The organism is Streptomyces sp. NPDC042201, assembly GCF_055582185.1.
Map to the genome: position 1 here is coordinate 356,508 of NZ_JBVJDS010000004.1, position 23,847 is coordinate 380,354.

Sequence of the window (23,847 nt, forward strand, 5' to 3'; positions counted from 1 at the left end):
ACCGAATGACAGCTCGCCCCACGGGGCGCGTCGTTCCGGCTCCATACGACAGGGGTCGTGCGCGTCATCGCGCCGGCGGACCGTGATCGGCGAGATCCGGCCGAGGCAGGCCCGAGGAACGTACGAACGGGCGGTCCTACCCAACGGAAAGACATCCCTGCGTACTCTTCGACCAGTGTGAGGCCCCGCGACGTCCCCCGTCCGCGGGGCCTCATCATGTCCGGTCCGATGCCGTGTGCCGGTGGCTCGCCCACAGGGGCAGGACGAACCAGCAGAGCACGTACCACGCGACTATCCCGGCGACGATCCACGGCACGATGTGGTTGTGCGTGGCCACCCGCATGATCAGCAGAAGCGCGGAGACCAGGGTGGCGAGCAGCAGGAACAGGCCGGTGACGGTGAGTCTGGACGCCCAGGTCACCGCCCGGGACTTCATACGGCGGCCGGAGACGACCCGGTGGAAGGCGACCGGGCCTATCAGCGCCCCGGTGGCGGCCGCGCCCAGAACGACGGTGATCAGGTAGATCGTCTTGTCGGTTTCCGCGAGCGTGATGAAGCGGGGCGTGAAGGCCACGGTGAGAAGAAAGCCGAACATGATCTGCACACCGGTCTGCGCGACACGCACCTCCTGGATCAGTTCCGACCACTGACGGTCCGCGCGCTCGTTCTCCGTCTCCTTGCGGCCGTCCACGCTCTCATCACTCTGCTGCGTCTCACTCTGCTGCGTCGTCGAAGACATGACGCCCCTCCCTGGTCAACGGCTCCGTGATGAACCTCGAATACCCCCGGGACGACGCGGCAGACCGGGCGAGATGCACGTCCTGGCCGGCGCACGGACAATGAGCGGGAAAGCGACCGACACGCTGGGGGCGCCCATGGATCCGGTGGAGGCTCTCGACAGGATCGCCTTTCTGCTGGAGCGCGCGCGGGCCGAGACATACCGGGTCAGGGCGTTCCGTAACGCCTCCGCGATCGTGGCGGGCATGCCCGCCGACGAGGTCACGCGCCGCGCCACGGCCGGCACCCTCAGCCGGGTGCAGGGGATCGGCCCCAAGACCTCAGAGGTCGTGGAGGCCGCGGTGCGGGGCACGGTCCCCGGCTACCTGGAGCGGCTGGAGCGGGAAGCCGGCACGCCGCTCGCCGACGGCGGGCACGCGCTGCGCGCCGCGCTGCGCGGGGACTGCCATCTGCACTCGGACTGGTCGGACGGCGGCAGTCCCATCGAGGCGATGGGACGGACGGCCGCGGCGATCGGACACGAATGGGCCGTGCTCACGGACCACTCCCCCCGGCTCACCGTGGCCCGGGGGCTGTCGGCCGAGCGGCTGCGCGAACAGCTCGACGTGATCGCGGAACTGAATGACCGGTGGGCGCCCTTCCGGCTGCTCACCGGTATCGAGTGCGACATCCTGCCGGACGGATCGCTGGACCAGGAGCCTGAGCTGCTCGACCGGCTGGACCTGGTGGTGGTGTCCGTCCACTCGAAGCTGCGCATGGACGCCGCTCCGATGACGAGGCGCATGATCGCCGCCGTACGCGATCCGCTGAGCGATGTGCTCGGGCACTGCACCGGACGCCTGGTGACGGCGCGCCGGGGAACGGGCCGGGGAACGGGCCGGGGCGGGCAGGACAGCGGGCGTCCGGAGTCGCGGTTCGACGCGGAGGCCGTGTTCGCCGCCTGCGCCGAATCAGGTACGGCCGTGGAGATCAACAGCAGGCCCGAGCGGCTGGACCCGCCCCGCCGGCTGCTGCGCGAGGCGGTCGCGGCCGGGGTGTTCTTCGCCATCGACACGGACGCCCACGCGCCCGGTCAGCTCGACTGGCAGCTTCTCGGCTGCGCGCGGGCGGAGGAGTGTGGCGTACCGGCCGACCGTGTCATCAACACCTGGACGGCCGGGCAGCTGAAGGAGTGGACGCGCTCGCGGCAGGCCCCGTCGCCGGGGTGAGCGGCCGCCGCCGGGCGAACACGGGCCGGGGGGTAGGGCACAAGGAACGGGCTGGCGTGCCGCGCCGGTTCAGCGCCCTTCGAGCTCCGCGAACGGACTGGTCTCGAGGTGCGCCAGCAGGTCGGTCGGGTCCTCGTAGACCTCTCCCGCTCCGGCTGCCTCCAGGGCGGCGCGCGGAATTCCGCCCGACAGCAGACCGATACCACGGACGCCGGCTCGCGACGCCGCCTCCATGTCCCAGACGGTGTCGCCGACGAACACCGCCCGCTCCGCCGGCACCCCGGCCAGCTCCAGCGCCAGGTGCACCGGGTCAGGAGCGGGTTTGCCCGCGTCCACGTCGTCGCCGCTCGCCGTCCCCCTGATGACCTCGTCGGCGTCGATCGCGCGGCGCAGCGCGGCGAGTTCGGCCCCTCCCGCCGAGGTGGCGAGAACGATCCGCCAGCCGGTGTCGGCGAGCGACCGCAGGAGATCACCCGCCGCTTCGAGCGCGGGCAGCCGGTCGAAGTAGGTCCCGTACAGCGTGGTGTGCGCGGCGCTGATCTCCGCGTCCTGATCGTGGTCCCGGTCGTCACCGAGCAGATGCGCGATGAGGTCGCCGGAAGGAAGGCCGACCGCCCGGTGGATCGCGGGCATCGGCACCGTGTGCCCAGCCTGCCGGAACGCCTCCCACCAGGTGGTCACATGGAGGTGATTGGTGTCGACGAGAGTCCCGTCGACGTCGAACAGTGCCGCGCGCGTCGCCATATGGATCCCGTTCCCGTTCCGGTCGGGGCTATGTCCTGATCATGCCGCCTCCGGCTCGGAACAGCTGACCGGGCGGAGCCGTACGGGTGAGGCCGGCCGGGGTCCACTCCGCTCAGGGGAACAGCCATGGACTTTACGAGAACAGGCTGTTGAGCCGGTTCTGCCAGGCGCCCTCGGTCAGCTTGGCGTCGGCGCCGGGCGCGAAGTCGTGCACGCTGATCCCGACCGGCCCGCCGAAGTGGTTCCTGCCGAACAGCCGGTACATCGCCGTATCGGTGCGCAGCCCGATGAAGTAGGCGTTGCGGTAGTCGACCACGGCGTCCACCGGCACCCCACCGGGCACGTCGAACCGTACGGTGGCACCCTCCGCCGCCTCGTCCGGCAGCCCGAGCCCGCGGCTCGCCACCTCCAGCGCGTCCGCCGCGTGGGAGGCCGCGGGGCCGTCGGCGGAGGCGAACACGGACGACCGGCCGGCGAAGTGCTGGAGATACTGCCGCAGGGTGTGCAGGTAGAAGTCGGTGTGCTTGCTCGCGCCGTCGTACTGGTTGTCCCAGTCGTCGACGAAGATGCCGCTGTGCACGTAGCGGACCCAGGAACCGCCGCCTTCGCGCGGCTCGATGACATGGTCGAGCTGGTTCAGGGTCTGCCGGGGCGCACCCTCGGGGCTCTCGACACGGCCGGTCAGCCGCCTCGGCGGATCCCACGCGGCGACTGTGCCGCCGAACGGAGCCGCGCCGCCCGTGCGGGGTTCGTACTCCATGGGCCACAGCCAGCCGCCGGTACCGGTGGTGATCGCTTCCCAGACCTGCTCCGGGCTCGCGTCGACCTCGAACTCGCGGACGATCTCGAATTCCTTGGACATGGTGATCTGACTCCTTAAGCGCGCTCGGGCGCGTGGACGGGATGCTGGACGCCCGAACCGGACGTCATCTCGTCGAGCTTCCTCATGAGGACTCCTCGACCGGCGTGGGGGCGGCGGCGGAAATGGCCGGCCCGGTGCCGCCCGGCTCGACGGTGCCGGGCTTGACGGTGGGGTGGAGCGCGACGACGATCCGGTGGTCACGGCCACCCTCGGCATGCTCGTCGTGATACTTGGCGATCAGCGCGCCGACACCCCGGGTCAGCTCCTCGACGAACGCCGCCCGGTCGGCCGCGGAGCCGAAGCGCACCTCGCCGTCGAGCGCGTAGGTCGCAAGCCGCTTGCGGGCCTTCGTCGCGCCGGTGATCAGGCTGCCGACGTCCCGTACGAGCCGCGCGGCGACCGCGAGGAGCCACCGCGCGGACAGCTGGTCACGGAAACGGTCGGGGTCGGGCTGCACCGCGGCCAGGGCGAGCGGTGAGATGACGTACGAAGCCGCCGTGGCCCGCATCAGCCGCTCGGTGACATTGCCCTTCCTGCGCTCGCCCGCCAGCTCGACCAGGCCGTGCCGCTCCAGCGCCTTGAGGTGGTAGTTCACCTTCTGCCGGGGCAACCCGACCCGCCCGGCGAGCATCGTCGCCGACGCGGGCCCGACGGCCAGCTCGGCGAGCAGCTGAGCCCTCATGGGGTCCAGGGAGACGGCGGCTGCCGCCGCGTCCTCGATCACGGTCACGTCCAACATGGGACAACCATCCCACCGAACACTTTTTTTGTCCAGGAGGAATTACTTGTCGGTCGTCCGGCCTGGTCAGAAGCTCCAGGACACGGCGCTGTCCGCGCCGACGAGCCCCGACGAAGCGACGGCCATGCCATCGGCGTCACGCGGATCGGTCCGCCTGCGGGCGGGAGCGGTGAGCCTCACGCTGTGCCGCCCCGTGCCTGATCTGCAAAAGCGGGCCGCCGGGCTCCGGGCGTTCAAGCCGCCGGGGTGAGGAACTGGCGGCCGCCGCGCAGCGTGGTCCGCAGCATGTGCTGGGTCGCGCGGCTGTCGAGGCGTACGTCGAGCGCCCCGGGAAGCGTGCTGTCTGCCCGCAGACCCGTGGGCAGTCGGGAGTCGTCGAGTCCGTCGCGCCTGGCTATGAGGATGCCGAGTTCGTGACGGCTCAGGGCCTCTTTTCCACCGAGATGGCGGATGCCGCTCGCATCTCCCGACGCGAGTTCCATGAGAGCCGCGGCCAAGTCGGCCACATGCACCGGGCAACGGATGTCGTCTGTGAACAGGACGCCGGCACGGGGCTCGGCGGCAAGTGCGTGCACAGCACGTTCGTGTACGGACTGCCCGTCGCCGATGATCAGCGAGGTGCGGGCGACCACGGCGTCCGGATGCACGAGAAGAACCCCTGTCTCCGCCGCGGCCTTCGCCGCCCCGTACGGGGTGACGGGATCGGGCAGGCAGGATTCGTCGTAGTGGACGCGGGCGCCGGAGAACACGGCGTCACTGGAGACATGGATCAGACGGCTGCCGGACTTCGCCGCAGCCATCGCCAGACGGACAGGACCCTCGGCTGTGACCGCCCAGTCCGCCTTGCCGCTCGATGCGTTGACGACGACACGAGGGTTGACCTCGGCCACGACCGCTTCCACACTTCCGGGATCCCGAAGGTCGAGGGCGTGCCACGCGACCCCTTGAGCGCTCCCGGGCCTGGTCGCGTAGGTCGCGGCCGTCGTGTGCCCGGCCACTGCCGCTTGCCGGACCAGCTCGGCACCCAAGAACCCGGAACCACCAACGATCAGGACTGTCACGACGCGACACCCTAGACCGGCCGTGCCGAGTTTGGGAGGCACGGAGGCTCTTGCTGGTGCAGCATCGGGGTGGTCTTGGTGAAAGGTGCTGTTCATGCCGCAGATGTCGAAGGTCGAGCTGCACGCGGCGATCCGGCGTGACGGGCGGCATCTACGCCCTGGCACGTCGCGCTCCCGCGGGAGGAACCGTCGGGGCCGTCTCAGCCGTCTCTCCGGGCGCACAGGCCCCTATCTGACGGAAAGCAGAGGCGGACGATGAGTGTGGCGGCGAAGGGGAAGAGGCGCCCCAGGGAAGTGGAGGCGGCCTTCGTCCTCCTGCTCGTGGCGATTGCCGTGGACACGGTGATGTGGGTGCTCGGAACGTTCGTCATCGCACCCACGGGACTCGACGAGATGCGTGAGGTGATGGGGGCGAACGGCGCGAGCAGGCAGGCCGCCATGGCTGTCGGCTTCATGGTGGTCACCAATGCGCTGTTTCTGTTGGTGGCGTTCAAGATGCGCGAGGGACGCAGGTGGGCGCGGATCGCCGTGGTCGGTGTCGGCGTTCTTCTGCTGTTGTCCCTCCTCGACAGCACGAGCATGAACGGACTCCGGCCGGGATCGGTGGCCGGGGCGCTGTACAACCTGTTCGGCGGCGTCAGCCCGAATCTGCCGGCGGCCGGTGCGGTCCTGCTGATGTTCCTGCCGGCCGCGAACCGTTACTTCTCCTCGACACCTCGCAACGGGTGACGACGACCGCCCGTCAACCCCCGTCTTGATCTCCACCGCCCATCCCCGGCTTGGGTGTGTCGGGCGTGTCCCGGAACGGGGTGCCGGGCCGGGCCGACGAGGTCGCGCCTCTGATCGCCCCTCACGAGGAAAAGGAGATGGCGGGCTTTGGACCGTCCAGCCACTCAGTCCGGCCGTCGGAGCACGGGCACCCGGTCGAGCCGCAGCCCGAAATGATCCCGGTAGGCGGCCAGGATCTCGTCCTCCCCGGACAGCGGCCGCTCCTGGCGGTCACCGTGCGCGGTGATGACGAGCCGGTCGCCGCTGAGGGTCAGGCGCCCGTCGTCGGTGAGCAGGGAGCAGACGAGCGAGGTGGTGAAGTGCGAGGCCGGTGAGGTGCTGTGGTACCAGGCTCCGGCCTCGAAGTCGGCGAGGACGCGCGGCCGCGCTTCGAGGCGGTACTGCGCCACGCCGTCCCTGAGAACGTCCAGATCGCCGTCGGGCGCCGGGACGATACGGAATGTGCCGCCCGGGTCCTGCTGATCCCCGCGCTCGTCAAGGTCGAGGGGGCGGTGGCTGTGGTCGCCGAAACCGACGTCGGCGAGCCAACGGCGTGCGCCGCCGGGCGCGTTGTCCGCCACAGTCTCCACGAGCAGCGCGAGGTGGTCGTACGGAATGCCGGTCCGGCCCTCCGGGCCCAGGACCCGGGCCTGGAGGAGCGTGACCCGGAAGCCGAGGTCGCGCAGGAGCGCGGCGAACGCCCCGTTGAGTTCGTAGCAGAAGCCGCCCCGGTGCCGCTCCACAACCTTGCGTACGAGTGCCTCCTCTTCGAGCACGATGTCCTCGCCGAGATGAATGGAGAGGTTCTCGAACGGCACGGAGCGCAAATGCCGGAGCTGCAGCTCCCGCAGGGCGGCGCCATCGGGGCGCGCGGGGCGGGTGGCGCCGATCCGGCGCAGATAGGCGGCGGTGAGCTGCGATGAATCCATGCGCCCAGTCTCACCCGCCCGCACACCGCCGAGCTACACGTCGCTGGTCCTAGGTCCCCGGACCGAGGCCCCGTCCCGGTCCCGGCCTACAAGCACTCACGCTCCCCTCGCACCGGCTCTGGCACAGATCTTGGGGAGCGGTCGCGGAGCGTCACCGCGGTGTTTGATTGTGGGTTGGCTGCTCGTTCGTGAGACCGCGTACGCCCCGCCGTCTGACAGACTCAGCCGATCCACTGACGCCAGCGAGGTTCAGGCGACTTGCAGCGGCCCGTGCCAACCGCGAACCAGTAGGCCGCATCGGTGCGTTGCTCAGCAGTCCGTCGCTTCCAGTTCACGGTGGTCAGCAGCGGGTTCCCGCGGCTGTCGGTTGGAGGGGCGCTGACGGTGATCGCGCAGTGTGGCCGCACGGTGCGGGTCGCGTACCAGCCCGGCATCGCAAGGACAACGGCCGCGAGGCATAGCAGCACCCTCCAGGAGGGGGCGCGGACGCGACATCTCATGGACGAAGGGTACAGACTGGCTTTGTACGTGTGAACTGGGCTCTGGCACAGATCTTTGCGAGCGGTCGCGGAGGGTCACCAGGCCAGTCGCTTCGCTGCTGTGATCACACCCGTTCTTGGTAGACCCTGATTTCCGTGGGATGGAAGTTGCGGATGATCGTCCGGATTTCCTGGTGGCCAAGGCCGTTGGCCCAGCGGTCGAGTTCGTCGTCCGTGTCGTGGAAGAACCACCTTCTGTGCCGCCAGAACTCCAGTGCAGGGTGAGGCCGGCGGTCACCGCGTCGAGGTCTCGGAGCAGGTAGAGGGCAAAGTTGGTGAGGCCCGGCAGTTGGCTGGCGTCGACGGCGTCGATCCGTGCGGTAAGCGTGGACCCGAGGCGGTGGGTGAGAATCTCGCCGAAACCCCGGACGTGCTCGGCCGCGGCATCTAGTTCGGGACAGCGTGCCAGGACGTCCTTGAGCGCGGCGCGCTCGTCCTCGCTCAGCGTTGCGGGGTGGCGGGTGAGCCAGCCGGTGACCCGCCGCACCGTTGGCGGAGGAGATGCCGCCTGCGGCGGCGTGGCGCGCAGGGCGGCGATGTAGGCGCGGACCATCTGGTAGGTGACGGGGGCGTTGTCGGCGATCAGTTCGCCATGCAGGCGAGTGACGTTCGTGCATCCCTCGGCGAACCGCCGCTCCAGATAGGGCTTGTAGAGGTCCAGACGACTGAGCCGGCGACGGTTCTCCCAGAGGGTGTCCTGCCAGGTGGCCGCACGTGCATATCGCAGCACGGTGTTCAGTCCCCAGTCCAGATGCCGGGCGATTCGCCCGGCGCGAGTGCCCCTGAGCGAGCAGTTCGTGGACCAGGGCGTGCGCGGCCTTCTTGCGCTGGGCCCGACGACCATCAAGGTCCGGTCCGCCACGCGCCGAATCGTTGGCCGATGCTCCAACGTCCGCCCTCGTTGGTGGTGTTGGCCCATTCAGGCATGCGCGATGGGCGGCGACGCAGGTATCCACCGCTCGGCCGATGCCCTGCCACAGATGGAACCGATCGGCGACCTGGATCGCGGTGGGAGCGCCGAGCCGCGCACCCTCGGCATAGGCGCCCCCGGTCCCGGCAGATGATCGCCACGCCCGGGTGAGCGGCCAGCCACGCGGCCAACGGTCCCGAGTCGCGCGTCGGGAGCACGTCCACCACGCGATGAGTCTCTCCGCAGGTCAACACTGTGGAATAGGTCTGCCCACGGCGGGTGGCGAAGTCATCCACCCCCAGCACGCGCGGCGTGCTGGGCTGCGGGTCGGGCAGCGCCATGACCCTGCGCAGCAGGGTCATCCGTCCCACCTGAAAACCCAGTTGGGCGGTCAGCCGAGCACCTGCCCGTCCGGCAAGGGCCAGCCCGACACGCTCCAAGACGTGGCCGAGCCGCGTAGTGAAGCGTGCGTACGGGGCGGTCAACTGCGCGAACGGCTCGGCGAAGGTGCGCCGCGGGCAGTTGTCCGTGCCACAGATGAAACGCCGGACCGTCAGATGGATCACAACGCTCTGCCCAGCGAGCGGCAGATCCTTCAGTCCGCGCTGGTAGGAGTCATGCACGCGGTTCGAGGGGTGGCCGCAGTCCGGACATGCTGCGCTGGCTCCCCGGCCTCTGGCCATGACATCGACCGCGCCGAAAGCGGCGGTCACCACCTCGACGTCCACGTCGAGGCCATCGAACACCAGCGAGTCCCAGAACGTTGCGTCTGCCTGCATGACCAGCACCGTCACCGGCCGCCGCGGTCACCGGAGGAGGCAAACACAGAGCTGACGGAGCGTCATTCCCGGCCGTGAGGCGGGAAGGCGTACGCGGTCTCACGCGCATCTGGGTCATTGCAATCGAACACCGCAGTGACGCTCCGCGACCGCCCAAGATCTGTGCCAGAGCCCCTCGCACCACCACTCGCCCTCCGGCGCCCATGCCCGTCACCGCGATTGCCCCGTCCGTGTCCGTACGCAGCACCCTCGCTCCCCCGTCGCGCAGTGCGTCGACGGTCCGGGGCGCGGGGTGGCCGTACGGGTTGCCCCGCCCCGCGGAGATCAGGGCGAGCCGGGGACGGACGCCGTGGAGCAGCCCCGAATGCTGGAAGCGCGAGCCGTGGTGCGCGACCTCGAGCACGTCGACCGGGGGCGGATCATGCTGTTCGCGCATCGGTCGGGCCGGCATCGTTCGTCGAGAGGACCGATGTGTCCTTCGGGGATGATCACGTTCTCGAGGCAGACGGCGCCGACAGGGTTTGTCTGGTCGGCAGTGCAGTTGTTGAGCATGCCGAAGCGGATGTGGATCCGCGTGGTGCGCAAGAGCGTGTCGGCGGTGCGGGCGTCGCCGTTGCGGGCCTTGACCGTGGCGCCGATCTGGTCGAAGGCGTCCTTGACGCGTTCAGCGCCAGGCCCGAATCCGATCTCCTCGCCTGAGGAGTGGCGCTCGTGAAGGTCTTTGATCTTGCGGAACTTGACGTTGTCGAGGGCGTCTTCGAGGTATTTGGCCCACTCGGTGTCGGAGACGGCATAGCTGCGGGTGGGACGGCCAGTCGCCCTGACGGGCGGCTCGCCGTCGCGCGTTCGCGATCCGGTAGTGCCGTCATTTCTCATCGACATCCACGAGTCAGGTGATCACCAACTGTCTTCGGAACCGGTCGGCTAACGCTGTTCCTGGCGATCAACGAAGCCACGATGGACTGCTCCCCCCGTACGGACAGGATGCGACCGTGTCCGAACCGGTGACCATCCACATCACCAGGGCGAGGGTCACGACGGGCTGGACAGCGGACAGCACAGTCGGCGCCTGCATGACTGAGCCTCCGGTACGGGAGGGTGAAGGTGCGGGAGCGCGCCCCATGGTGGGGCGCCGGGGTCAGCGCTCGGGTTTCGGGGGCCGCCGCATCAGCGCGGCGGCGGCCTCGTCGAGGTGATCTTCTCGTGCAGCAGTGCGGAGATGATCTCCGTGATCGGCATATCGATCTCGTGGGCGCGGGCGAGGTCGAGAATCGCCTCCGCGCTCTTGACACCTTCGGTGGTCTGCCGCGTGGCGGCCGCGGCCTGAGCGACGGTCAGCCCGCGGCCGAGGTGGGTACCGAAGGTGCGGTTGCGCGAGAGCGGGAACAGACAGGTGGCCGTCAGGTCGCCCATGCCGGTCAGCCCGGCGAGGGTGGCCGGATCGGCGCCCAGGACCGTGGCCAGCCGGGTGGTCTCCGCCAGGCCCCGGGTGATGAGCATGGCCGCCGCGTTGTGGCCCAGCCGCATGCCGGTGGCGATGCCGACCGCGAGCGCGATCACGTTCTTCACCGCGCCCCCGAGCTCGCAGCCGATCACGTCGGTGCTGGTGTAGGGCCGGAAGTACGAGGTCTGGCAGGCCGCCTGGAAGGCGCGGGCTACAGCCTCGTCCGCACAGGCGACGGTGGCGGCGGCGGGCCGGCCGCCGACGATCTCCCGGGCGAGGTTCGGCCCCGACATCACCGCGATCCGGTTCGCGGGTACGCCGGTCACCTCGGCGATGGCCTCGCTTGCCCGCTTCGCGGTGCCAAGCTCGATGCCCTTTATCAGCGACACGATCGCGGTGTCCGGACCGATGTGCGGTACCCATGCCGCGAGGCTGGCCCTTAGGGACTGCGCGGGGATGGAAAGCACGAGGTAGTCCGCGCCGTCCAGTGCGGCGGCCGGATCGGTCATGGCCACCAGGGATGTAGGCAGCTCGATGTCCGGGAAGTAGCCCGGGTTCCGGTGGCTGCCGTTGATCGCGTCGGCGATGTCGTCCCGGCGGGCGTGCACGGTGACGTCGGTGCCGGCGTCGGCCAAGACCTTGGCGACGGCGGTACCCCAGGACCCGGCCGAGAACACCGCCGCGCGGGCGGGGCGGTGTTGGCTCACTGTGAGGTCCTCTCGCTGGACGCGGGGCCGTCGTGGCCCGGTCATGCTATCGGCCACCCCGGGGGCCACCGGTGCTGTCGCCGAGTGGCGCAGGGTCAGCAGGACCGCGCGCCGAGATGACGTCGAGCAGACCCTCAGCGCCGCGACCTGCGCACCCACCGCAGCGTCCTCCAGCTACGCGCTGACCTCAAGGACGTCACGGGGAGCCGACCGTCGAATGGCTGCCGACCGTCACGGAGCGTACTGCCGCACGCGAGCGTGTTAGGCGGTAGCTTCTGCGGCCTTCGGCCGGGAAAGCGCCGTCTGCCCCATAGCTCGTTCTACCGATATCCCGATCACGTATCTCGATCACGACGCGCTCAGGGTCCGGGGCCGGCATGCGCCCGTACCGCTGTGCGTATCGGGCAACTGCGTCATCGACAGCAGCAGGATCCGTAAGGGCATGCGCCCGATCGAGTGCGTGATTAGGCTAAAAGGAGCAAATTGTTCGAGTGGAGGCGGATGAGCGATGGCGAAGATCCTTTTCATAGTGAGCGGTGCGACGTACTGGGTGCTCAAGGACGGCACCAGGTACGCGACCGGATACTGGGCCGAGGAGTTCGCGAACCCGTACAAGCTGCTCACGGACTCCGGTCACGAGGTGGTTGTCGCGACGCCGGGCGGCACGATCCCGAACGTCGACATGATGAGCTTGCGCCCTTCGATGACCGGCGGGGAGCAAGGGGCGCTCGACCTGGAGGCGATCATCCGCGACGCGGAGGTGATGCGACGGCCGCTCAAGGTGTCGGACGTCCGCCTTGAGGACTACGACGCGGTCTACCTTCCGGGAGGCCACGGCCCGATGTCCGACCTCGCCTGGGACGCGGACGTGGGCAGGCTGCTGACGGCGCAGCTCGCCTCGGGCAATCCGCTCTTCATCGTGTGCCATGGTCCGTCCGCCATGCTGGCCACCAGGATCCACGGCGAATCGCCCTTCAAGGGGTACAAGGTTTCCTGCTTCACCAACGAGGAGGAAGAAGCCGTCGGCATCGCCTCCAGGGCGCCGTGGCTGCTGGAGACCGACCTGAAGGAGAAGATCGGCGTCGAGTACAGCCGCGGCCCGATCTGGGAGCCGTACATGGTGGAGGACCGCAACCTGGTCACCGGGCAGAATCCCCACTCTGCCGCGATTCTGGGTGAGCGGCTGCTGAAGGTCCTCGCCTGACGGACGGCATTTCGGAGTGCGCCTCATCCTCAGCGGCACCTTGGACCGGTACCCAAGCGCATCGACAATCGACACGCCTTCACCACCCGCACCAAGGCCGCTGCCACGGAAATGCCCAAGCTGGACCTCAACCCCAGCGAGTACTTCCGCCGCAGCTTCGTCATCGAGCGCTGTCAGTGGCCACGGGTGATAGTCGGTTACAGGCGAACCTCCCGGGCACGGCAATCGGGGCGGGCTCTTGGGGGTCAGGATCGGCGCGTACGCGACGCCGGCTATGACGCTTTCATCGAAAAGTACCTGCTGACGCCGAGGGTGCGGTCCAGCACTCGGAGGGACCACCGCGCACCGAAGTAATTGTCGTCCGGCAGACGACCGACTTCGGCGGCCGAGGCGGGTTATCCCCGCGCGGGACGCAGCAGAATCTCGCTGCCGATGGGAGTGAAACCGCAGGCGAGGAAGGCACGCAGGGAGCGGGCGTTGCCTGGCGAAACGGCGGCGAAGACCGGTTTGCCTTCCGGGACCAGCGAGAGGGCATCGGCGAGGAGCGACCGCCCGTGCCCTGGGCTGCTGTCCTGAGTGCGGTGGAGTTCGATGCTCAACTCCCGTCGCCCGGCGAGGCCGTCGGCCAGGGTGATGAGGCCACGGTCGTCACCGTAGACCTGGACGTTGGTCCGCAGTTGCCGGGCGTGGCGGACACGTGAATGGTCATCCGCGTCGGTCAGCTCCGCCAGGCGTGGGGTGCCGCCGGTCCCGCGGGCGGTGAGTGTGGCGTCGGTAACGCCGATCCAGCCCTTGGGACCGGCGAGGTGGCGCAGGAAGTCCGGGGAGAGAGACGCGCCGAAACCGTCGGGGTCCTGGGCGTATACGGCCTGGCTGGTCATGGCGGTGGCGATGATGGCGTGACCGGTAAAGGCGACCGAGCATTCGAGACCCCCGGGCAGGGGCGGCAGCACCGTCACCCGGCCGTCGACCGGCGGGAAGCGGCCGTCGGCGGCGTCTATGAAGAAGGTGAGGAGCGGGTGCGCTTCACGCACGGTCGGCTACCTGCGTGTTGAGGAAGTCCAGTAGCGCCGCGTTGAACTGCTCGGGCTGCTCGACACTGGGCAGGTGACCGGCCCAGTCGATGACGGTCAGCGTGGCGTGCGGGATGAGGTGGTGGATGTCCTCGGCGTTGCTGATCGGGGTGTAGACGTCGTCCACGCCGACCACGATCAGGACCGGTGCCTCGACGGCGGTGAGGGTGTCGCGGTAGTCGGGGCGTTCGGCTCGGCCCCGCAGGGCGGCAGCGGCGCCCTGCGGGTCGGTGGCGCGCATCATGCCCAGGACGTGTGCCGCCACGTCCGGCAGGGCGGCGACGTTGTACGCGGCGAGCATCTTGTCGATCACCTCGCCCGCGTACCCGTCCATGCCCTCAGCCAGCAACCGATCGGCCAGGCGGTTGCGGAACTCCTTGCCCTCCTCGGTCTCGGCGGGCGCGGATGTGTCGGACAGCACGAGGGCCCGCACCCGCTGCGGGTAGCGGCGCTGGAACTCCATGGTGATCTGGCCGCCCATGGATACCCCACCGATGACCGCACGCTCCACGCCCAGGTGGTCGAGGAGGGCGGCGATGTCGTCTGCGAAATCGGAGAGGAAGACTTTGCCGGGGGTGACGCTGCTGTCGCCGTAGCCGCGCAGATCCGGGGCGATCACGCGGTATCCAGCCGTCTCCAGTGCCTTGGCCGACGGCGCCCACAGCGTGCGGTTGAACGGATGACCATGAACGAGAACGACCGGCAGCCCGTCCGACGGCCCCTGGTCGTCGTAGTGCATCGTGGCATCGTTCAACACTATGCGGCTCATGCCGGACACCCTAACGTGATGATCAGCGGTGGCTCCGTTGATCAACTGTCACGTCGGTTGAAGCGGCTCAAGCTGCGCGAGCCTCAGGGCGTTCGACGAGGACGCCGCGTTCGGAGGAGGGGGCAGGCGTGGAAGAGCGTGTGGCGTCGGTCGCGCGGCGCCAGTTGCGGCTGATCAGCCTCCGCCGCCGGCACTGGACCGACTGAGACTGAGAACGGCAGCGGTACGGGGCTGCGTTCAGCCGCTCAGCGACGAGTCGTCCGCCACCCGCGCGCCGGGCAGCTGGTACCTGGCGGCGACCAGCGCCGCGTCGGTATCACTGGTGCCGGTGGCGACGCAGAGCATGTAGGCGACATCCCTGAACTCCTGGCCTGCGGTGGCGCTTCCCCTTTCGGCATGCTGTACGGCCAGGGCTTCGTAACGCTTCACCAGGTTGCGCAGGATGACGGGGTGAGCCAGCAGCACGTCGGTCTCCACGGGTGAGCAGGAGCAGAGTCGATCATCAGATGCCCCGCGACCGTCATCTGATGCCCTTTCAACGGTAGGGGAGTTGTCCGCCCCACGGATCACCGTGGCGCCAACCGGCCACGCCCGTCGGCGGAGTCGTCAGCGGCGGGACGGCGGCGGGGGCAGGCGCAGATGGGCCAGGTCGTACGGCACCGGGCTGTCGGGGCGGAAGAGCGGGGAGGACTCGCCGTCGGCCGCCGTGGCGGGAGCGTCGGTGAGCCGGAAGCGCTCGCGCAGTCTGGTGTAGAAGTCGGTGGGGCCCAGCCGCACCAGACGCAGCCGGTGCCTGGCCCCGTACACCCCGACCCAGTCCCCCGGATCCAGCACCCCCCGCAGCTGGCCGTCGATACTGACCGCCACCTGCCCGGAGTGGTGCAGTACCCGCAGCGCCACCGGCTCGTCGGGAGCGGCCACCACCGTGCGGTTGAAGGTCATGTGCGCCGCCACCGGGGTGAAGATCACGGCGTCCATGTGCGGGGAGAGCACCGGGCCTCCGGCGGCGAAGCTGTAGGCGGTCGAGCCGGTCGGGGTGGCGACGATGACGGCGTCCGCCGAGTACGACGCGAGGAGCCGGCCCGCGATATAGACCCCCAGGCTCGCTTGACGGTCCCGGGCGAGCTTCTCCAGAACGATGTCGTTGATGGCGGTGACATCGAGCGCCACGCCCCAGCCCTCGCCCTCGGTGGTGTCGGGCCGGACGTGCGGCGGTGGCAGCGTCGGCCCGCGGCCGTAGTGCAGCAGCGCCTCCATGCCCGACGGGATCTCCAGTACGCGTGAGGCGCGCATGGTGAGGGTCATCCGCTCCTCGACCGTCGCGCGGCCCTCGTTGACCGCGTCCAGGGCCTTCGTGACCCCCTCGGCGGGCACCTCGGTAAGGAAGCCCACCCGGCCCAGGTCGACGCCGAGCACAGCGGCGTCGTTCTTGGCGGCGATCCGTGCCCCGCGCAGGAAGGTGCCGTCCCCGCCGAGCGTCACGACGAGGTCGGGGTTGCCCGCCGAGGAGGCCTCTTCCTGGCCGCCGTGCCGCGGTTCGTGCTCCCTCCACACATCGATCTCCTTGCACGGGATACCCCGCGCCTCGCACCAGGCGTGGACGGTGCGGGCCGCCTCGACGGCTGCCGCGCGGCCCTGGTGGACCACGACCCCGATACGTTCCACAGGCTTGCCCACGCTCTCCGTCGGTCCGGTCCCGCTCCGGGAATCCGTCTGCTCCCCCAGTCTCCGTCTGCTCCCTCATTCAAGGATGACCGGAGAACGGGGAACGCGGGCGGTCCACGGCGTCCCGGCGCGCCGGATTCCCCAGGTCCCGTCCGATCGGGCATTCACCCGAATGGCGGATAGTGCCGACGGTGCGCTGCATGCGGGTGAGCGCTGCCCGGACGGCGAACCGCGGCCGTGACCGGGCTCTCCCCCGGTTGCCGTGAGCCCCGCACGGAGGCGCGATGGACGGGTGCGCGACTGACCGTGAGGGACCTGGCCGCGAGTGTCCGGCCCCGCAGCCGTGCTTCCCCCACGCGAGGAGTGATCGCTGATGTCAGCGGACGGCGTCTTCAACAACCCCAACGAGCTGAACGGCCTGACCGCGTACGACCAGGACGGCGACAAGATCGGCAACGTCGGCCATGTGTACGTCGACGACCGCACGAGCCGCCCGGAGTGGGTGACCGTGAAAACCGGTCTCTTCGGTATGAAGGAGAGTCTCGTCCCCCTGGCCGGCGCCCGGCGCGACGGCGAGAACCTCCACGTCCCGTACCCCAAGGAGACCGTCAAGGACGCACCGCGCCTGGACGCCGACGAGCATCTGGACCCCAGCCAGGAGCAGCAGCTCTACCAGCACTACGGCATCACCGGCACGGGGGGCGGCATGGGCACGCGTACGGAGACCGGCACCAGCGGCGGCATGGGGACGAGCGCCGGCATCGGGACCGGTACGGCCGCCGGCATGGGTGCGGCGACGGGCAAGGGCTCCGGCGCGAGCTCGGGAATGACGTCCGGCACAGGGATGCCGCCCGACCCCGCCACCACACCCGCTGGAACCCCGGGAATGGCCGGAGCCGGGGCGGGGGCCGGGATGAGGGGCACCGCCGCCCGTGGCAGCCAGGAGGACGCCTCCCGTCACCAGAGCGAAGAGCTCATACGGTCGGAGGAGCAGCTGCACATCACCACCGAGGAGCATGAGGTCGGCCGGGCCCGGCTGCGCAAGATCGTCGTGACCGAGAACGTCACCACGTCCGTACCCCTCAGCCACGAGGAAGTCCGCGTCATCCACGAACCGATCGCCCCCGGCGAGCCCGGCGGCGCCGGCCGCTCGATCATCGGAGAGGCCCAGACCGAAATGACCCTGCACGCGGACCAGCCGGTCATCCGGAAGGAGACCGTTGCCGTCGAGCGCGTGCGCATGGAGACGGAGAAGGTGACCGAGGAGACGGATGTCGCCTCCGAGGTCCGCAAGGAACAGATCGAGTACGACCCGGGCCGCACCGACCAGGACCTCGGCGACAAGCGGGGCCGCCCCAGCCACTGACCCTGCCCCCGGCACCACGCCCCGCCGGCCACGCACGCGTGGCCGGCGGCGTGAGCGCACCCGTGGTGTGTCGGGCGCGGACGGGTGTGTCGGGCGCGGTGCTGGACAAATGTTGAGTATGACCACCTACGTAGTGACGATCCCCGGCACGCTGAAAGAGGCGCTGACCGACGAGGCCCGGTCAATTCTGGTCGGTGCCCTCCGGCCCGCGGATCCGAAGGGCACCGACTTCGGAGCGGCCGAAGACCTGGACCTGCTGTCCGTCGACAGTGAACAGTCCACGTTCACCGTCCGGCTCGAAGTCGAGGCCGACGATTCGAACGCGGCGGGCGAGGAGGCCCGGCGGATCGCGAGCGACGCGCTCGACAAAGCGGGGTTCACCATCCGGACCGCGCCTCTCGGAGAGCCAGTCATCACCGGTATCGACGCCGAGTAACCGAACCGCTCGCCCCGGACCTGCCGGGCCGCCCGGCCCGCCGCGTATGTCCGGGGCGGCCGACCGTCTGCGCCTGTCCCGCTCATGACCCGGGGCCAAACGATTCGCCGCGCGCGGTCCAGTGCCTCGGGATGATGTACGAAACCGGGGCGAAGCTCGGTCGCGTCGTACGTACGGTGGAAGACGGGGGTCGTCGCCCCCGACATCGGCGGCACGATCCAGGCCCAATCGGCGTGTACGTCACGGCCCTTGCGTGCCTCGCCCTCCACATGGCGCAGAAAGCGCACCGACTCCGTCGGCGGCGCGGTGGCCGGCGTACCGGATCAGCTGCTCGTTCCAGATACGCGGTCCCGGACGCTCCGCGGTGTCCGGGGCGAACACCGCGATCAGCCCTGCTCAGGAATGCTTGCCGCCCGCTCACCGCGGAACGCCCGTGCCGTTCAATGATCACCGATTGCGGGCGATGCTCGCCTCTGCACGGGCCACTGGCATATACGAGTCACATGGCGACCGCTTTCGACCGGGCCGCACCTCGGTCAGGTCGGCTCCGAGGGGTCAACGGACGGTGAGGGTGCCCTTCATGAAGGGGTGGATGGTGCACATGTAGCTGTAGGTGCCGGCTCTGGCGGGCGCGGTGAAGGTGGCCGTCTTCCCAGCGGCGATGTCGCCGGTGTTGAAGGCTCTGCCGGTGACGGCGGTCAACGTGTGCGTGACGCTGTCCTTGTTGGTCACCGTGACCTTCGTGCCCGGGGCCACGGTCAGTGCGGCGGGCATGAACGTGAAGTTGTCGATGGTGATCTCCACCTTCCCGCCGGCGGAGGGGGCGGGCGTGGTGGACGCGGGCGAGCTGCTGCCGCCGGAACAGCCTGCGAGGGTGGTGACGCAGACAGCGGCGAGGGCGGCCGCGAGGCGTGTGCGTCCGGCGCGGTGCGGGAGCGGCATGGTCCCTCCGGGCTGTCGGGCCCCGGCCCTGCTCAGGGTCAGTAGCTGCTGGAGCTCGCCGAGCCGCTGGGGCTCGCCGAGGTGGTGCTGGGGCTGGCCGAACCGCTGGAGCTCGGGAGCGGGGTGGTGATCTTCTTGCCGTCGGTGCCGATGACGTACCACTTGGCGCCGAAGGCGGTCAGGCCCTGGCCGTTGAACTCGTCGGCCTTCTTGTCGGGCTCGAACCGGTACAGGGGGTGGCCGTCGTACGTGACCTGCTTCTTGCCGTCGCTGCGGGTGCTGGTGGACAGCAGGCTTTGCTTGACGCCGCCCTTGTCGGCCTGCGGCTTGCCGGTGATGACCAGCGGCGGCCAGTCCATGGCGCAGTCCCCGTCGCAGGTGGACTTGGTGGTCTTGTCCGCTTCGAAGATGTAGAGGGTGCGGCCCTTGTAGTCGACCAGGACCTTCCCGAGCGGCCCGGTCTTGGCGGACACCTTCCCGGCATCCGGGGACGGCGCGGACGAGCTCATCGAGGGGGAGGTCGACGCGCTCCCGGAGGCTGTCGCGAAGTCCGCCGGTTGCTCGTTCACGGACGATCCGCTCCCGCTGTCGGAACATCCGGCGAGCGCCGCGGCGCACAGTAGGGCCGTGGCCACGGCGGTGGCTGTCCTGGTATTGCTCCTCATCAATGACTCCTCTGATCCGGCCACCCCGGGGGGCAGCACTCCGGCCGCCTGATCACGGCCGCACCCCCCACTACACGGCACCGCCCGGCACCGGGCCACCTGGCAGAGCCGTCCGACGTACCCCCCACCGATGACAGCGGCCTCATCGAATGGGGTATTGTGAGCGGCTGCGAAGGGGAGTAGCCCCGCGAACCGGTCGTCGACACACTGGAGCCCTCGGGTTCCCGGTGGCCGGGCCCGCCGATCCGGCGGGCGGGCGAGACCTTCGGTCAGGCATTGACGTGTCCGCGTCCCGCGGGCACCACCGTCATGCCGGGCCGAGTGGTCCTCCTGGCTCCTGACGGTGCTTCGCGAAGATCCGGGTCCGGCCCTCAGAGAAAGCCACCCGGAATGCATCTCGACCCCCTGGCGATCCTCACCGCCTTCGGGCTGATCTTCCTTGCGGAGCTCCCCGACAAGACCATGTTCGCGTCCCTGGCCATGGGTACGCGCATGCGCCCCCTCTACGTCTGGTTCGGTACGTCGACGGCGTTCATCGTGCATGTCGCCATCGCCGTCGGGGCGGGCAGCCTGATCGGCCTGCTGCCCGACTGGATCGTCAAGCTCGTCTCCGCCGTCCTCTTCGCCTTCGGCGCCTTCATGCTGCTGCGCAGCGGAGGCGACAACGATGACGAGGACACGGAGAGCAAGACCGTCACCGGCTTCTGGCCCGTCTACTCCACCGCTTTCATGGCCGTCTTCATCAGTGAGTGGGGCGATCTGACCCAGATCACCACCGCCAACCTCGCCGCCAGCAACGGCACCTGGTCGACCGCCATCGGTTCGGCCGCCGCCCTGATGTCCGTCTCCGCGCTGGCGCTGCTCGCCGGCCGCTTCATCGCCACCCGCGTCCCGCTCAAGACCGTCCAGCGCATCGGCGGCCTGTGCATGCTCGGCCTCGCCATCTGGTCCGTCACCGAGATCTTCATAGGCTGACGGCCACCGGGCCCCGCTCCGGGAGGAGCGGGGCCCGGTTCTGCGCGGGTGTCCGCCTCATCGTGTCGTCGTGAGGTCCTTCTTGAGTACGGCCAGGACGTCGCGGGCCGCCGTGGGGCCGGTGTTGAGGTAGAAGACGTCGTCGTCGACCGGTATCGCGGTCTTGCCCGCGACCGCGGACAGCGTCGGCCAGAGCGGCGCCCCGGTCAGGGCGGACGCCTTGGCCGCGCTGCCCTGGACTCCGTAGAAGAGCCAGTCGGCGTCGGCACGGTCCAGCTGTTCGTTGCTGATGTCCTGCGAGGTCTTGTCGAACCGCTGGCTCTCGGGCCGCCCGAGCCCGGCGTCCTCGGCGATGCTGCCGGTGAACGAGGGCACGCCGAAGACCCGCAGGCGGTCGCCGTTCAGCCGCAGGAAGGACACGGTCACCGGCTTGTCGAGCGACGGGCCCAGGCGCGCGGCGTCGGCGTGGAAGCCGTCGAGGAACTTCTGCGCTTGCCCGGTCTTGCCGAGCCCGTCGGCGACGAGCAGGAAGTCCTGCTTCCAGTACAGCCCGGTGCCCTGCGTGGCGACGGTGGGCGCCAGGGCGCTCAGGGCGGTGTAGAGGCTCTTGGCGTTCTTGCCGGCGGTGTTCATCAGGATCAGATCCGGCTCGATGTTCGCGATGGTCTCCAGGTCGGGGTCGACACGGGAGCCCACGTCGGCGACCTTCGCCAGCTGAGCGGCGTCCTCGGGAAAGTCGTCCAAGAGGTATTGGGGTACGAGATCGGCGCCGTCGCCCCGGGTCGAGCCGGCCGGAACCGTACCGAGCGTGAGCAGCGCGTCGGCCTGGCCGGTGGAGATCACCACCACCTTCCTGGGTTCGGCCTTGATGGTGGTCCTGCCCTCGAAGTGGCTGACGGTGCGCGGGAATTCACCGTCCGGTTTGCCGCTTCCCATGCCCTTGGGCACGGAGCGGGGCGCGGTGTGGGTCGACGCGGCCGAGGGGGCTTCGGCCGGACCGCCGCCCGAGGAGGCGGTCGAGTTCGCGGAGCAGCCGCTGAGCGACAGGGCGCTGGCTACGACAACGCCGCTGATGAGACGGGTGAGATGGAGATCACGGAAGCGGTTCACGGTCGATTAGCTTAGGCTTCCCTAAGTGTCGACGAGTAGGTATGACAGTCATGCGATAGATCACATATCCGGAGGCGGGGATTCCGCGCATCCGCCGCCGTCCCCCGGCGGCCGGCGGCCCGGCACGCCGCGGACCGGCCGGCTCCGGGGCGGGAACCGGCTCGCGGTCCTGGTGGTCTGCCTCGGCATCGTCGTACTGCTCGTCCTGGTCAGCCTGGGCGTCGGCGCCCGGAGCGTGCCGCTGGGGACCGTATGGCGCGTCCTGTTCCAGGACGACGGGAGCGCGGAGGCCATCATCGTCCGGCAGTTGCGGATGCCCCGTACCGCCCTGGCCGTCCTCGTCGGGGCGGCGCTGGCCGTGGCCGGTGTGGTCATGCAGGCCCTCACCCGTAACCCCCTCGCCGAGCCGGGCATCGTGGGCGTCAACTCCGGCGCGTCCTTCGCGGTGGTGATCGCCATCGCCGGATTCGGCGTCACCGGCGTGTCCGGCTACATCTGGTTCGCGTTCGCCGGAGCCGTCCTGGCCGCCCTGCTCGTCTTCGCGCTCACTTCGGGCGCCACGAGGTCCCACCACCACACCCGGCTCGTGCTGGCGGGTGCGGCGCTGTCGGCGAGTCTCGGGGCCGGTACCGGCATCCTCACCATGTTCAACACCGCGGCCTTCGACTCCTATCGCTTCTGGGTGGTGGGAGCGCTGGAGAACCGGGGTACGGAAGCCCTCACCGCCATCGTCCCCTTCGTTGTCGCCGGAGCGGTGATCGCGCTCGTGCTCGGCCCGTCCCTGAACGCCCTGGCGCTGGGCGACGACGTCGGCACGGCGCTCGGGCTCAGAGTGCCCTGGGTACGTGCGGCGGGCTTCCTCTCGATCATGCTGCTGTGCGGCGCCTCGACCGCCGCCGCCGGGCCGATCGCGTTCGTCGGACTGGTCGTCCCGCACGTCCTGCGGCTGATGCTCGGCCCCGACCTCCGCTGGCTGCTGGCGTTCTCCCTGCCGGGCGGCGCGATCCTGCTGCTCGTCAGCGACATCGCGGGCCGGGTGATCGCCCGCCCCGGTGAGATCGAGGTCGGTATCGTCACCGCCTTCATCGGGGCCCCGGCGCTGCTGTGGCTGGTCGTCAGGCGCGGGCGGGTCCAGACGTGAACACACCGCGTCGTTCCGCCGCCCCGGCCCGGGTGCTGCGGCTGCCGGGAGGGATCACGCTGCGCTGCTCGGGGCGGGCCGCCGTCGTCGTGGCGGTCCTGTTGCTGGGCTGCGCGGCGGTCTGGGTGCTCACCATGTTCACCGGTACGTACCGGATCGGTGCGGCGCAGATCGTCGACGTGCTCACCGGGGGCGGGTCAGGCACCGACCGCTTCATCGTCGTCGGCCAGCGGCTGCCGCGCGTCTGCGCGGCGCTCCTGGTCGGAGCGGCCCTCGGTCTGTCGGGCGCGCTGTTCCAGAGCCTGTCGCGCAACCCGCTCGGCAGCCCGGACGTCATCGGGTTCACCACCGGCTCCACCAGCGGCGCGCTCGTCGTCATCCTGGCCGGCGGCGGCACGGCCGGACTGGGCGTCGGCGCGGGCTCGGTCCTCGGCGGCCTGGTCACCGCGGCGGCCGTGTACGGATTCACCGCACCGCGCGGTGTCTCCGGCAGCCGGCTGGTCCTCGCCGGCATCGCCATCGGTGCCATGCTCGCCTCGGTCAACGACTACCTCATCACCCGGGCCGATCTGGAGTCCGCGGAAAGCGCCAAGGCCTGGACCTTCGGCAGCCTCAACGCCATCTCCTGGCCCCAGATCACCCCCCTGGTGATCGCCCTGCCCGTCCTCGCCGCGGCGGCGCTGGCTGTGGGCAGACCGCTGAGACTGATGGAGATGGGGGACGACACCGCGGGCGCCCTCGGGGTGAACGTCCCGCGGATCCGCGCCCTCACGCTGCTGCTCGGCGTCGCCCTGGCCGGCGCGGCCATCGCCGTCGCGGGGCCCATCGGCTTCCTCGCCCTGGCGGCCCCTCAGCTCGCGCGCAGGATCGCCCGCTCCCCCGGCGCTCCGGTCGGATCGGCCATGGTCACGGGCGCACTCCTCCTCGCCACGGCCGACCTGCTCGCCCAGCGCCTCCTGGCCCCCTTCCAGATCCCCGTGGGACTGGTGACCGGAGCCCTCGGCGGCGTCTACCTGCTGTGGCTGCTGTCGAGGGAGAGGCGGAGCGCCCCGGCCTGACGCCGGTGATCCCGC

The 23,847-nt window shown here is 69.9% G+C and carries 25 protein-coding genes and 3 pseudogenes; 8 read left to right on the forward strand and 20 right to left on the reverse strand.

Going from position 1 to position 23,847, the window contains the following annotated elements; translation table 11 throughout:
- Window positions 1–214 precede the first annotated feature (214 nt).
- Complete coding sequence (locus ACZ6MZ_RS12005; protein ID WP_469351376.1) at window positions 215–739, reverse strand: DUF6328 family protein; 525 nt, start codon at window positions 737–739, stop codon at window positions 215–217.
- A gap of 136 nt (window positions 740–875) precedes the next feature.
- Here ACZ6MZ_RS12005 and ACZ6MZ_RS12010 point away from each other — a divergent pair, with 136 nt between their 5' ends.
- Window positions 876–1,946, forward strand: coding sequence for a PHP domain-containing protein (locus tag ACZ6MZ_RS12010; protein WP_469351378.1), 1,071 nt, complete (start codon window positions 876–878; stop codon window positions 1,944–1,946).
- 69 nt (window positions 1,947–2,015) lie between these two features.
- Here the strand turns inward: ACZ6MZ_RS12010 and ACZ6MZ_RS12015 are convergent, their stop codons facing one another.
- The 4 genes from ACZ6MZ_RS12015 to ACZ6MZ_RS12030 form a co-directional block, all read right to left on the reverse strand.
- Window positions 2,016–2,690, reverse strand: a complete 675-nt coding sequence (locus tag ACZ6MZ_RS12015) for an HAD family hydrolase (protein WP_384193796.1) — start codon at window positions 2,688–2,690, stop codon at window positions 2,016–2,018.
- A 133-nt stretch (window positions 2,691–2,823) separates the two neighbouring features.
- Window positions 2,824–3,552, reverse strand: coding sequence for an SRPBCC family protein (locus ACZ6MZ_RS12020; protein ID WP_469351380.1), 729 nt, complete (start codon window positions 3,550–3,552; stop codon window positions 2,824–2,826).
- Between the two features lie 82 nt (window positions 3,553–3,634).
- Window positions 3,635–4,291 carry an ArsR/SmtB family transcription factor gene (locus ACZ6MZ_RS12025; RefSeq protein WP_384334633.1) on the reverse strand — a complete coding sequence of 219 codons (657 nt, stop codon included), beginning with the start codon at window positions 4,289–4,291 and terminating at the stop codon, window positions 3,635–3,637.
- 233 nt (window positions 4,292–4,524) lie between these two features.
- Entirely contained in the window at window positions 4,525–5,352 is an 828-nt protein-coding gene (locus tag ACZ6MZ_RS12030; RefSeq protein WP_389788079.1) for an SDR family oxidoreductase, read from the reverse strand.
- Between the two features lie 294 nt (window positions 5,353–5,646).
- Here ACZ6MZ_RS12030 and ACZ6MZ_RS12035 point away from each other — a divergent pair, with 294 nt between their 5' ends.
- On the forward strand, window positions 5,647–6,081 hold the full coding sequence (locus ACZ6MZ_RS12035) for a hypothetical protein (protein WP_469351383.1): 435 nt from the start codon (window positions 5,647–5,649) through the stop codon (window positions 6,079–6,081).
- 164 nt (window positions 6,082–6,245) lie between these two features.
- Here ACZ6MZ_RS12035 and ACZ6MZ_RS12040 read toward each other — a convergent pair whose 3' ends face one another.
- The 6 genes and pseudogenes from ACZ6MZ_RS12040 to ACZ6MZ_RS12065 form a co-directional block, all read right to left on the reverse strand.
- The gene (locus tag ACZ6MZ_RS12040) at window positions 6,246–7,049 is read right to left on the reverse strand and encodes an arylamine N-acetyltransferase family protein (RefSeq protein WP_389788084.1); all 804 of its coding nucleotides are present in this window, start codon (window positions 7,047–7,049) and stop codon (window positions 6,246–6,248) included.
- A 309-nt stretch (window positions 7,050–7,358) separates the two neighbouring features.
- Window positions 7,359–8,450, reverse strand: coding sequence for a hypothetical protein (locus ACZ6MZ_RS12045; RefSeq protein ID WP_469351384.1), 1,092 nt, complete (start codon window positions 8,448–8,450; stop codon window positions 7,359–7,361).
- A complete protein-coding gene (locus ACZ6MZ_RS12050; RefSeq protein WP_469351385.1) occupies window positions 8,432–9,277 on the reverse strand; it encodes a transposase family protein in 846 nt (281 codons plus the stop codon). Before ACZ6MZ_RS12050 ends, ACZ6MZ_RS12045 begins: the two co-directional genes overlap by 19 nt.
- A gap of 175 nt (window positions 9,278–9,452) precedes the next feature.
- Window positions 9,453–9,692, reverse strand: a pseudogene (locus ACZ6MZ_RS12055) (ComEC/Rec2 family competence protein); the annotation flags it as partial.
- Window positions 9,602–10,153: a hypothetical protein gene (locus tag ACZ6MZ_RS12060; protein WP_469351387.1), complete on the reverse strand. Its 552-nt coding sequence runs from the start codon at window positions 10,151–10,153 to the stop codon at window positions 9,602–9,604. The gene ACZ6MZ_RS12060 and the pseudogene ACZ6MZ_RS12055, both read right to left, overlap by 91 nt.
- 262 nt (window positions 10,154–10,415) lie before the next feature.
- A pseudogene (locus ACZ6MZ_RS12065) lies at window positions 10,416–11,473 on the reverse strand (NAD(P)H-dependent glycerol-3-phosphate dehydrogenase).
- A gap of 463 nt (window positions 11,474–11,936) precedes the next feature.
- Here ACZ6MZ_RS12065 and ACZ6MZ_RS12070 point away from each other — a divergent pair.
- The gene (locus ACZ6MZ_RS12070; RefSeq protein WP_469351390.1) at window positions 11,937–12,632 is read left to right on the forward strand and encodes a type 1 glutamine amidotransferase domain-containing protein; all 696 of its coding nucleotides are present in this window, start codon (window positions 11,937–11,939) and stop codon (window positions 12,630–12,632) included.
- A gap of 395 nt (window positions 12,633–13,027) precedes the next feature.
- On the opposite strand, the gene ACZ6MZ_RS12075 is transcribed toward ACZ6MZ_RS12070, so the two are convergent.
- From ACZ6MZ_RS12075 to ACZ6MZ_RS12090, 4 genes are all read right to left on the reverse strand, one after another.
- On the reverse strand, window positions 13,028–13,666 hold the full coding sequence (locus tag ACZ6MZ_RS12075) for a hypothetical protein (RefSeq protein WP_469351392.1): 639 nt from the start codon (window positions 13,664–13,666) through the stop codon (window positions 13,028–13,030).
- Complete coding sequence (locus tag ACZ6MZ_RS12080; protein WP_469351393.1) at window positions 13,659–14,474, reverse strand: alpha/beta fold hydrolase; 816 nt, start codon at window positions 14,472–14,474, stop codon at window positions 13,659–13,661. The genes ACZ6MZ_RS12075 and ACZ6MZ_RS12080 overlap by 8 nt, the downstream gene beginning before the upstream one ends.
- Before the next feature lie 237 nt (window positions 14,475–14,711).
- Complete coding sequence (locus ACZ6MZ_RS12085) at window positions 14,712–14,939, reverse strand: DUF5133 domain-containing protein (protein ID WP_384334788.1); 228 nt, start codon at window positions 14,937–14,939, stop codon at window positions 14,712–14,714.
- Between the two features lie 141 nt (window positions 14,940–15,080).
- Entirely contained in the window at window positions 15,081–16,151 is a 1,071-nt protein-coding gene (locus ACZ6MZ_RS12090) for an NAD(+)/NADH kinase (protein WP_389788097.1), read from the reverse strand.
- 361 nt (window positions 16,152–16,512) lie between these two features.
- On the opposite strand from ACZ6MZ_RS12090, the gene ACZ6MZ_RS12095 reads away from it, so the two are divergent.
- Together ACZ6MZ_RS12095 and ACZ6MZ_RS12100 are read left to right on the forward strand one after the other, a co-directional pair.
- Window positions 16,513–17,505 (forward strand): DUF2382 domain-containing protein, encoded by a 993-nt coding sequence (locus ACZ6MZ_RS12095; RefSeq protein WP_469351396.1) that lies wholly within the window; start codon window positions 16,513–16,515, stop codon window positions 17,503–17,505.
- Window positions 17,506–17,623: 118 nt separating this feature from the next.
- Complete coding sequence (locus ACZ6MZ_RS12100; protein ID WP_386878127.1) at window positions 17,624–17,941, forward strand: hypothetical protein; 318 nt, start codon at window positions 17,624–17,626, stop codon at window positions 17,939–17,941.
- A 182-nt stretch (window positions 17,942–18,123) separates the two neighbouring features.
- Here ACZ6MZ_RS12100 and ACZ6MZ_RS12105 read toward each other — a convergent pair.
- From ACZ6MZ_RS12105 to ACZ6MZ_RS12120, 4 genes and pseudogenes are all read right to left on the reverse strand, one after another.
- Window positions 18,124–18,228: pseudogene (locus tag ACZ6MZ_RS12105) on the reverse strand (nitric oxide synthase oxygenase); the annotation flags it as partial.
- Window positions 18,182–18,322: a nitric oxide synthase oxygenase gene (locus tag ACZ6MZ_RS12110; protein ID WP_469351398.1), complete on the reverse strand. Its 141-nt coding sequence runs from the start codon at window positions 18,320–18,322 to the stop codon at window positions 18,182–18,184. The gene ACZ6MZ_RS12110 and the pseudogene ACZ6MZ_RS12105, both read right to left, overlap by 47 nt.
- Before the next feature lie 174 nt (window positions 18,323–18,496).
- Window positions 18,497–18,883: a cupredoxin domain-containing protein gene (locus tag ACZ6MZ_RS12115; RefSeq protein ID WP_389788103.1), complete on the reverse strand. Its 387-nt coding sequence runs from the start codon at window positions 18,881–18,883 to the stop codon at window positions 18,497–18,499.
- Window positions 18,884–18,921: 38 nt separating this feature from the next.
- Complete coding sequence (locus ACZ6MZ_RS12120) at window positions 18,922–19,548, reverse strand: COG4315 family predicted lipoprotein (protein ID WP_469351400.1); 627 nt, start codon at window positions 19,546–19,548, stop codon at window positions 18,922–18,924.
- 390 nt (window positions 19,549–19,938) lie between these two features.
- On the opposite strand from ACZ6MZ_RS12120, the gene ACZ6MZ_RS12125 reads away from it, so the two are divergent.
- Window positions 19,939–20,523 carry a TMEM165/GDT1 family protein gene (locus ACZ6MZ_RS12125; RefSeq protein WP_384185764.1) on the forward strand — a complete coding sequence of 195 codons (585 nt, stop codon included), beginning with the start codon at window positions 19,939–19,941 and terminating at the stop codon, window positions 20,521–20,523.
- Between the two features lie 57 nt (window positions 20,524–20,580).
- Here ACZ6MZ_RS12125 and ACZ6MZ_RS12130 read toward each other — a convergent pair whose 3' ends face one another.
- Window positions 20,581–21,633: an ABC transporter substrate-binding protein gene (locus tag ACZ6MZ_RS12130; protein ID WP_469351401.1), complete on the reverse strand. Its 1,053-nt coding sequence runs from the start codon at window positions 21,631–21,633 to the stop codon at window positions 20,581–20,583.
- Window positions 21,634–21,658: 25 nt separating this feature from the next.
- Here ACZ6MZ_RS12130 and ACZ6MZ_RS12135 point away from each other — a divergent pair, with 25 nt between their 5' ends.
- Together ACZ6MZ_RS12135 and ACZ6MZ_RS12140 are read left to right on the forward strand one after the other, a co-directional pair.
- On the forward strand, window positions 21,659–22,774 hold the full coding sequence (locus tag ACZ6MZ_RS12135) for a FecCD family ABC transporter permease (RefSeq protein WP_389788105.1): 1,116 nt from the start codon (window positions 21,659–21,661) through the stop codon (window positions 22,772–22,774).
- Window positions 22,771–23,832 carry a FecCD family ABC transporter permease gene (locus ACZ6MZ_RS12140; RefSeq protein WP_389788108.1) on the forward strand — a complete coding sequence of 354 codons (1,062 nt, stop codon included), beginning with the start codon at window positions 22,771–22,773 and terminating at the stop codon, window positions 23,830–23,832. Before ACZ6MZ_RS12135 ends, ACZ6MZ_RS12140 begins: the two co-directional genes overlap by 4 nt.
- Window positions 23,833–23,847 lie beyond the last annotated feature (15 nt).